The following is an 8,857-nucleotide window of genomic DNA, read 5'->3' as shown; positions in this document are numbered from 1 at the left end:
TTAGAAGCCGAAAATGCGTATTCTGACGCTATGCTTGCGCATACTAAAAAATTACAAAGTAGTTTATTTGAAGAGCTTAAAGGGAGAATTCAAAAAGATGATGACTCTGTTCCGGTAAAAGACGGCCAGTACTATTACTCGTCGCAAACTCGCGGCGATAATGAGTACGCTACTTACTTACGCAGTAGTGATTTTGCAGGCACCGATCAGGAAGTTATTTTAGACGTAAATGAATTGGCTAAAGGTCATGACTATTTTGCGGTTAGTGGTTTAAATGTCAGCCCAAATGACAATTTAATGGCGTATGGTGAAGATACGGTGAGTCGCCGTGTTTACAACATAAAAATTAAGGATTTAAGCACTGGTAAATTATTAGAAGATACGCTTGAAGGCACCAGTGGTTATGTTGTGTGGGCGAACGACAATAAAACAGTCTATTACATCAAAAAAGACGCGCAAACCTTACTCGGGTATCAGGTTTATCGTCATACGCTTGGTACACCACAAAGCGATGACGAGCTTGTTTACGAAGAAACAGACACAAGCTATTACACAGGTATGAGCAAGAGCAAAGACGGCTCAGAAATTTATATTTGGCATAGCAGTACTGATGCATCGGGTTTGTCAGTACTTAATGCAAATGATGTAAACGCTAGGCCTAAGCGCTTAATTGAACGTGAAGCCAACCTTGAATACAGCATTTCCAAATTAGGCAATACTTATTACATTGTTACTAATTTAAATGCCGTTAACTTTCAGCTTATGAAAGTAGATATTGATAAAGCCGGTGATAAAGCAAATTGGCAAAGCGTGATCCCTGCGCGCGAGGGTATTAAACTCGAAGGTGTTGAGTTGTTTGATGACTACTTAGTATACCAACAACGCGAAATGGGCCAATCAACACTGATTGCGCGTAATTTAACATCGGGCAAAGAGTTACCACTAAGCTTTAACGACAGTGCATATACAATTAATGCGTACGGTAATAACGAATTAGACAGCGATACGCTGCGTGTTTACTACACCAGTATGACTACGCCGGGTTCATCTTATGATGTTAATTTGGCCACTGGCGAAAAAACATTATTAAAACAACAAACAGTATTAGGTGACTTTAACGCAGACAACTATGCCTCAGAACGTATTTTTGTAACAGCACGCGATGGCGTAAAAGTACCGGTGAGTTTGGTGTATCGAAAAGAGTTATTTAAAAAAGATGGCACTAACCCATTATTGCAATACGGCTATGGTTCGTATGGCGCAACAATGGATCCGAGCTTTTCTTCTGCACGATTAACGTTGCTTGACCGCGGTTTTGTATTTGCAATTGCTCACGTACGTGGTTCGCAAATGTTAGGTCGCCCGTGGTACGAAGCGGGTAAGCTACTTACCAAAAAGAACACGTTTAACGACTTTGTAGATGTAACTAAGTCATTAGTTGAGCAAAAGTATGGTGCAAAAGACAGCATATTTGCACAAGGCGGCAGTGCGGGTGGATTATTAATGGGTGCAGTGGCAAACCAAGCCCCTGAGCTTTATAAAGGCATGGTTGCACAGGTTGCGTTTGTTGATGTGGTTACCACTATGTTGGATGAAACTATTCCGCTTACAACTAACGAGTATGGCGAGTGGGGTAACCCTAACGAGAAAGAATATTACGATTATATGTTGTCGTATTCACCGTACGATCAAGTCAGTAAGCAAGACTACCCTAATATGTTAGTTACTACAGGTTTACACGATTCACAGGTTCAATATTTTGAGCCAGCAAAATGGGTTGCTAAGCTGCGTGACTACAAAACAGATGATAATAAACTATTATTTAAAATAGATATGGAAGCCGGACATGGCGGTGCTTCTGGCCGTTTTAAACGACTAGAAGATGCCGCGTTAAATTATGCATTTATGCTTGATTTAGCAGGTATAAAAAAATAACAAACCCTAGGGGCTGTTATTTAATTTGCAAAGGTCAGCGGTCCCACAATTCAACTAAGTAATGAGCTAAGGCGTAACGTTAAGTTACGCCTTTTTTTGTGGCAAATTAAAGCTAAACATAGTGCCTTTGCCTAGTTCACTTTGTACATTTATTTCACTGTCCATGAGTTTTAATAGCCCGCGGCAAATAGCAAGGCCCAAACCACCTTGTTGTCGGCCGGCTTTGTTAGAATTACTAGCTTGGTAATGAGGATCAAAAATGGCATTTAACTCTTCGTGTTTAATACCCACGCCGGTATCAGAAACCTGCACAAATAATTGATTGTCATCACCGCGTTTTACACGCACAGCAATACTGCCGTCACGCGGGGTATGCCTAATGGCGTTATCGATTAAGTTACTTAAAACACGCTCAAGTTTGGCTATGTCGGCAATGACAGGAAAGTCACAAATTGCTGGCTCAACCGATAAATTAATGCCTTTTTTCTCTACGGCCAAACTAAACTTAGCAATACAATCGTAAATAAGTTCACCTAGGTTAAATGTTTCTTTGTTAATACTTATTTCGCCATTTTCGAGGTGTGCGAGTTCAAAAATTTGCTCTATTAGTTGCTTAAGTTGACCACAGTTATTCAGTGATACTTGCAAGTACTCTTGCTGCTCTTGCGCACTTAGTTTGTCACCTGACTGATTTAACACCTCTAAAAAACCTTGTAACGAAGCCAGTGGCGTACGTAAGTCATGAGATAAGTGAGTAAGTAGCTCTTTGCGTTGTTTATCGCCTTGCTCTAGTGCTTTAAATTGCTCGTTTATACGTGTGAGCATTGCTTGAATAGTTCGGCTTAAGCTATGGACTTCATTACTTTTTTGAGTTGAATAAATACTCAATTTTGTGTCGTTTAGGCTGTAGTTTGCAGCCTCAATTTTGCTTACATCTTTTGCAAGGCGTTGAATAGGGTTTGTAAAAAATCGCAGTAAAATAAGCATCGCAATAAATAAAAAAACGAGTGCTGAGCCTAGCCATATGGCAGCCAATAATAACGAGTCGTTACTTTTTATATGATTAAGAGAGGTGTCGTATGCCTCACCACCAATAATCACATATAAATAACCTTGCAATGTGTTGTTATTAAAAACAGGCGCCACAGAAAATATTTTTTGTTGATCAGGGTTTCTTGGGTTGTCGCCATAAACTCGTGTAGCACTTGGGTTAGCTATAAGGTGCTTTAATGGCGTTAAATTAATATGTGTACGCTTCACTTTTCCGGGCTCTGCGGAGTAAGTTAATATTTTTCCGTTTTCGTCTACAAAGTAAAATTCAAAGGCGGGGCCGAGTAACATTAAGGTATGAAATAGGTTTTCAAGGGCTTCGTAATCGTATACGCCTTCTTTTATCAATGGGTTATCTTGTACTAAATGCTCAGCTAGCGCTAAATGTAAATTTTGTTCTCCATGGTGTTTAGAGTTGAGTTCTAGTTGTTTACTCCAGCTATAAACCAGCGCGCAAATAAAACAAAAAATTACGGCTAACGACACTGCTAATTTTTGGTACAAAGAAAGTCTCATAATAAAAATCTTAATTAAGTTGGCTTGGATTGAGTTTGTATCCCACACCCCAAACGGTTTCTATAATAGGTGTCGATTGGTGCAATTCAAGCTTTGCGCGTAACCGATTAATATGTGAATTAACAGTATGTTCGTAACCGCTATGTTGGTAGCCCCAGACTTTATCAAGTAGTTGTTGGCGACTAAATACATGGTTAGGGTGGCGTGCAAAATACACCAGCAAATCAAACTCGGTGGCAGTTAGGTTAATTGCCTGTTCGGCTAAATACACTTGATGAGAGTCAAACTCAATGTTTAATGAGCCAACTTTAAGGGTTTGTTCACTTGCAACAGAGGGTTCATCGGTATTTTGGCTGGCGAGTAACTGTGCTCTGTGTCGAAGTTGGGTTTTTACTCTGGCTTGTAGTTCACGTGCAAAAAAGGGTTTACAAATATAGTCGTCTGCGCCCATTTCTAGGCCAATAACCCTATCCATGTCACTACTTAGTGCGGTGAGTAAAATAACGGAGGTAGTTGGATAGTGCTCTTTTATTTTACGACATAAACTCAATCCATCCATTTGCGGCAGGTTTATATCCAGTAAAATAAGCCCGTAGGGGTGCTTGGCAATTTTTTTTAGAGCCAGCTCAGCACTTATAACATGATCCACATGTAAATTTAGCGATGTAAGCTGTGTGGTAATTAATTTACCAATTTCTCTGTCGTCTTCAACTATGAGTAATTTTTCATGACGCATTGTTTATCCTCGTAAAAAAAGGGGGCTTCCGTGCGCCCCTACTTCCCCATTACAAGCTGGTATATCAAGGTCAATACAGATAAACGAATTACTGAGTGCTGGTAATAACCACTTTTGCTAATGGGTTATCAAACTTATGTTCAGGGCTAAGTACTGAACTAGATAAGCCATCTTCATTTGTAACTACACCTGGGTGTCTTGCTACAAAATTAACATCATCACGGGCTTCATTAAAACCTTCTCCGCCATCAGCAGGACCGGGTATCGTACCAGCTGCTTCTGTATTTGCTTCAGTACCTGCATCATAAGCAACAGTGGTGCGAATTAAAGAGTCACCCACGGCTAATGAAGATACGTCTAAAGCACTAAGACCGGTAAATCCATCATTTGTGTTCACCATCATAGTGGCAAGTGAAAGCTTGAGTGCTTCAAGTGAGTCTGTCGTTAATGTAATCGTGGTATTTACGCCAGGTCCAACAGGGCCTTCGCTTGATGCATTTGCAATGGCGTTTTCTAATGCAAGTAGTTGGCTGTTGTCGCCTCCTTCAGCCATTGTTTCTAATGCAACCGATGCAGGACTACCTATTTGCCAAAGTGTGCCTTCTGTATGTGCAATAATGGCAATAGGCGATAGTGGCTGCCCTGCGGTTAAATTACTGACGGTTACATCAAATGTATAGCTTACAGGCTCAGGAGTCGGCGGTGTGACAACTTGAACAGGATCGTTACTGTCGTTGTCGCCACAGGCTGCAAGTGAAGCTGCAAGTGCAACAACCACGATGCTTTTTTTAAAGTTATTTAAAGATGCCATGATTACGCTCCTACTTAACCGTAACGGTTAGTTTAGCTACAGGGTTTAACCATCTGTGAACCGTGTTGCTTAAATCACTATTACCAGCGGTTAAGTCGTCGTCACCTAGTGTACCAGGGTGAATATGCACATTAATGTTGCTATCGGTGCTTGTTAAGCCTGCGCCACCTGTACCCGCATCACCACCTGGTGCTGCAGGAATACCTGGCGTACCAGGTGCTCCAGAACCTTCAACCACTAGCTCATTATTTTGCTCAGTGCCCGCATCGTATGCATTTAAATAAACTGTGTAGGTACCTGCTTCGGTTGGTATTTTCCAGCTATCAAGGCCAACAAAGCCATCGTTTGTAGGTAGTAACATAGCGGTCACTGATAAGTAATCGTTCCCGTCAGTCGTCATTAGTGTTGTCATGGTTGATGACGATGGTGCTAATAGACCTTCTGCTGGGTTTGCAGCCATATCGCTACCTGCTGCAGTGGCTTGTGCCATTAGCTCAGCAATGTTGCCACCTTCAGCCATTGTTTGTAATGCGGTAGAAGCTTCAGTTGCAACTTCAAAAAGCTTATCTTCACTGTTGTGTGCTGTAACGAGTAGCGGAGTGAAGTGAATGCCTTGGGTTAGGTTGGTTATTGTTAAGTCTAACTCTGCAGCCATGGTTGACTGGCTAGCTACCGCTAAAAGAGTTGCAAGTGTAAAAGTTGAAGCTTTCATTTTTTATTTCCTGTAAGTGATGATTCGAGATAAGTATTGAACAATCGTCTCCAGAAACTCTCACAAACTTATCACTTTTTTATCACAGGAATGTAGGCTGTGATTTTTGTAAATAAATACGCCAGAAAATTTATAGACCTGTGTATAATTAAACCGCATTATAAAAATTAAAGGATTGTGTTATGGAAGAAAATCAACAGGTTAAAGTAGTAAATAAAGATGAGCGCACATGGGCAATGTTGTGCCATTTAAGCGCGTTTGCTGGATTTATTGTGCCGTTTGGTTCAATCATAGGACCATTAATTATTTGGTTAATTAAAAAAGATGAAATGCAAATGGTCAATGAGCACGGTAAAAAAGCGCTTAATTTTCAGATAACTATGGCAATTGCCTATATTATTTGTTTTGCATTGATGTTTGTTGTGATCGGTGTAATTTTATTACCTATTGTGGCTATCTTTTCTTTTATTATGGTGGTTTTAGCGAGTATTAAAGCCAATGAAGGTAAAGAGTTTAATTATCCACTGAGTTTAAATTTGATAAAATAAGCGCTCAATTATTTGTATAAACCGACCCTAGCCTTAGGCTGGGGTTTTACCTTTTCCCGCAAGGTTATTATGCTTTATCTAACGCTGTTTTTAAGCGCATTTATTTCAGCTACGCTATTGCCGAGTTCTTCAGAGGTGATCATGGTGGGAATGATCACACAAAGCCAAGTTAACCTTTGGCTTTTATGGTTGGTAGCAACACTAGGTAATGTATTGGGAAGCTGTGTTAACTATTGGTTAGGCACGCAAGTTTTACGTTTTAAACATAAAACGTGGTTTCCGGTATCAGAACAAGGGCTTGAAAAGGCACAAAATCAGTTTAATAAATATGGCGTATATAGCCTATTGTTTGCATGGCTGCCTGTTGTTGGCGACCCATTAACAGTTATTGGCGGTATTTTTAAAGTGAGGTTTAGCGTTTTTTTACTTTTAGTAACACTTGGCAAAGGCGCACGCTATTTAGCGGTTATTGCCCTTGCCGTGGGAGTAGAAGCTCTTATTTAAGCTATACGCACACTACTTTGTCCAATCAAGTGTTAACGATACAGAGTCAGCAAAGCGAAGCGCATGCGGTTTATCTACACGGGCTTTGGCATAATTTACACTCGGGTGTGAATGACAAACAGCAAGAATTTCAGCGACTAGCTTTTCTAGTAATAAAAAGTGTCCTTGCTCAACTAAACTAATCACCTCTTTGGTGATCACTTTATAGTTAAGTGCTTGGTCTACTTCATCGGTTTTACATGCGTTGTCGGCAGGGTAGTGAATCTCAAGATTGATCACTACGTCTTGCTTTTTTTCACGCTCTTCAGGATTAAAACCAATAAATGTACGTAAGCGTAAGTTAGTAACATTAATAATTGCGTTGGCCATAGATTACCCTTTAATAAGCTGCAAAAATTCGTTGCGTGTTTTAGGGTCGCTTCTAAAGTTACCCAGCATTACTGATGTACGCATGCTTGAGTTTTGCTTTTCTACACCGCGCATCATCATGCACATGTGCTTAGCTTCAACAATAACGCCTACACCTTTTGCGCCAGTCACTTCTTCAACGGCTTTGGCAATTTGATGTGTTAACTGTTCTTGTATTTGAAAACGACGCGAAAACATATCAACAATACGCGCAAATTTAGATAACCCCAGCACCTTGCCGTTTGGAATATAAGCAATATGGCAGCGGCCAATAAATGGTAGCAAGTGGTGCTCACACATAGAGTAAAGTTCTATATTTTGCACAAGTACCATGTCGTCTGCATCAGAGGTAAATACGGCATTATTAGTAATTTCATCAAGCGTTTGGCGATACCCTTGTGTCAGGTATTCCATTGCTTTTGCAGCACGTTTTGGTGTGTCTAATAAACCTTCGCGTTCAGCGTCTTCGCCTACGGCGGTTATAATTTTCTGGTAGCTGTCTTTTAATTCGTTATGCATAGGTGTCTCAGTGTTTTTTACTTTAAATGACGTCCGCCATCAACAGGGATAGAGCGCCCTGTTATGTACTGACTTTGTAATAGTAAATCAATGCTGTTTATAATTTCTTGGCACCCAGGTTCGATGCCCATCAATGATTTTTTAAGTGTTTTAGCGCGGTATTGTTCGTCGTCGTGCTCATTAAAAATAATAAGCGAAGGCGCAACCGCATTTACTTTTATATTTGGTGCGTATTTAGCACTAAACGATTTTGTTAGATTATCAAGTGCGCCCTTGCTTGCCGCATATGCCAGATGCTTAGGGCTTCCTGTTTCAACTATATAGTCAGTAAGGTGTACAATATCTGCCGCAGCACCGCTAGCTTGCTGGTACGCTAAAAGTAAGTCAGCGCACTGCATATTAATTAAGTAGGGTGTTTTGGCATGAATGCGCATCATGTTATCAAAAAGCTTGGCGTGGTCTGGATTATTTGCTTCACAGTCCCAGCTAGATGCATTGTGTATAACAGCCTTTAAGGATTGGGTATGGGCTTTCAATGTATTAATAAACTCATTAATTCCCGCATCAGTACTGAAATCGGCATGGATACAAGTCACTCCCTGCTGCGCTAGTTTTTCTACGGCATCATGGCGAGTACGATAAGTAATAATCACTTTTTGCCCTTGGGTTAAGTAATGCTGAGCAAGGGCTAGGCCGATTCGTTGGCCTGCACCAGTAATTAAAATAGGCGATGTCATATAATGCAGTGTTCTCTTTGGCAAGTTTTTAATAAATATTAGTACGTTAAGTGCAATGTGTACGTAATATTTGAGTAGGGCGATCAAAAAAGCAATTAAACTAGATGCTGTTAATTGCTTTTTATATCACTTATATCAATCGTAAATTGTTGGTATTGGCTGGCGTTTATGTTGCGTGCGCAGATATATACCGATTAACTTTTGCTCCACCTCTTCAGAGACAGGTTTGCCCTCTAAAAAATCATCAATTTGGTTGTAACTTAAACCAAGCGCTTCTTCGTCGGTGAGGCCCGGTCGGTCGCTTTCTAAATCGGCTGTAGGGGCTTTTTCAACAAGCACTGCTGGCGCACCTAGGGCAGTCGCTAGTGCGCGAACTTGGCG

The 8,857-nt window shown here is 40.6% G+C and carries 10 protein-coding genes and 1 pseudogene; 3 read left to right on the top strand and 8 right to left on the bottom strand.

Going from position 1 to position 8,857, the window contains the following annotated elements; all coding sequences use genetic code 11:
* Positions 1-1,935: S9 family peptidase (locus tag BCG07_RS00710; RefSeq protein ID WP_286888067.1), on the top strand; the 1,935-nt coding region annotated here is incomplete at its 5' end.
* 84 nt (positions 1,936-2,019) lie between these two features.
* Here the strand turns inward: BCG07_RS00710 and BCG07_RS00705 are convergent.
* The 4 genes from BCG07_RS00705 to BCG07_RS00690 all read right to left on the bottom strand — a co-directional run bounded on the left by BCG07_RS00705 (position 2,020) and on the right by BCG07_RS00690 (position 5,760).
* Positions 2,020-3,501 carry a sensor histidine kinase gene (locus BCG07_RS00705; RefSeq protein WP_286888066.1) on the bottom strand — a complete coding sequence of 494 codons (1,482 nt, stop codon included), beginning with the start codon at positions 3,499-3,501 and terminating at the stop codon, positions 2,020-2,022.
* Between the two features lie 10 nt (positions 3,502-3,511).
* Entirely contained in the window at positions 3,512-4,237 is a 726-nt protein-coding gene (locus BCG07_RS00700; protein ID WP_006792495.1) for a response regulator transcription factor, read from the bottom strand.
* Between the two features lie 88 nt (positions 4,238-4,325).
* Entirely contained in the window at positions 4,326-5,048 is a 723-nt protein-coding gene (locus BCG07_RS00695; protein WP_286888065.1) for a spondin domain-containing protein, read from the bottom strand.
* 10 nt (positions 5,049-5,058) lie between these two features.
* Positions 5,059-5,760, bottom strand: coding sequence for a spondin domain-containing protein (locus tag BCG07_RS00690; RefSeq protein ID WP_006792493.1), 702 nt, complete (start codon positions 5,758-5,760; stop codon positions 5,059-5,061).
* 182 nt (positions 5,761-5,942) lie between these two features.
* Between BCG07_RS00690 and BCG07_RS00685 the strand changes: the two genes are divergently transcribed.
* A complete protein-coding gene (locus BCG07_RS00685) occupies positions 5,943-6,308 on the top strand; it encodes a DUF4870 domain-containing protein (protein WP_039038192.1) in 366 nt (121 codons plus the stop codon).
* Positions 6,309-6,377: 69 nt separating this feature from the next.
* Complete coding sequence (locus tag BCG07_RS00680) at positions 6,378-6,812, top strand: YqaA family protein (protein WP_138740661.1); 435 nt, start codon at positions 6,378-6,380, stop codon at positions 6,810-6,812.
* Positions 6,813-6,824: 12 nt separating this feature from the next.
* Here the strand turns inward: BCG07_RS00680 and folX are convergent, their stop codons facing one another.
* The 4 genes and pseudogenes from folX to nadE all read right to left on the bottom strand — a co-directional run.
* Complete coding sequence (gene folX, locus BCG07_RS00675) at positions 6,825-7,181, bottom strand: dihydroneopterin triphosphate 2'-epimerase (RefSeq protein WP_008129424.1); 357 nt, start codon at positions 7,179-7,181, stop codon at positions 6,825-6,827.
* Between the two features lie 3 nt (positions 7,182-7,184).
* Complete coding sequence (gene folE, locus BCG07_RS00670) at positions 7,185-7,739, bottom strand: GTP cyclohydrolase I FolE (protein WP_006792489.1); 555 nt, start codon at positions 7,737-7,739, stop codon at positions 7,185-7,187.
* A 17-nt stretch (positions 7,740-7,756) separates the two neighbouring features.
* Complete coding sequence (gene folM, locus BCG07_RS00665) at positions 7,757-8,476, bottom strand: dihydromonapterin reductase (RefSeq protein ID WP_276753402.1); 720 nt, start codon at positions 8,474-8,476, stop codon at positions 7,757-7,759.
* Positions 8,477-8,611: 135 nt separating this feature from the next.
* Positions 8,612-8,857 (bottom strand): annotated as a pseudogene (gene nadE, locus BCG07_RS00660) (ammonia-dependent NAD(+) synthetase); the annotation flags it as partial.

This window comes from Pseudoalteromonas sp. ESRF-bin5 (assembly GCF_002632075.1).
GTDB classification, from domain to species: Bacteria; Pseudomonadota; Gammaproteobacteria; order Enterobacterales; family Alteromonadaceae; genus Pseudoalteromonas; species Pseudoalteromonas marina.
This window is presented reverse-complemented; position numbering and strand designations above follow the sequence as displayed.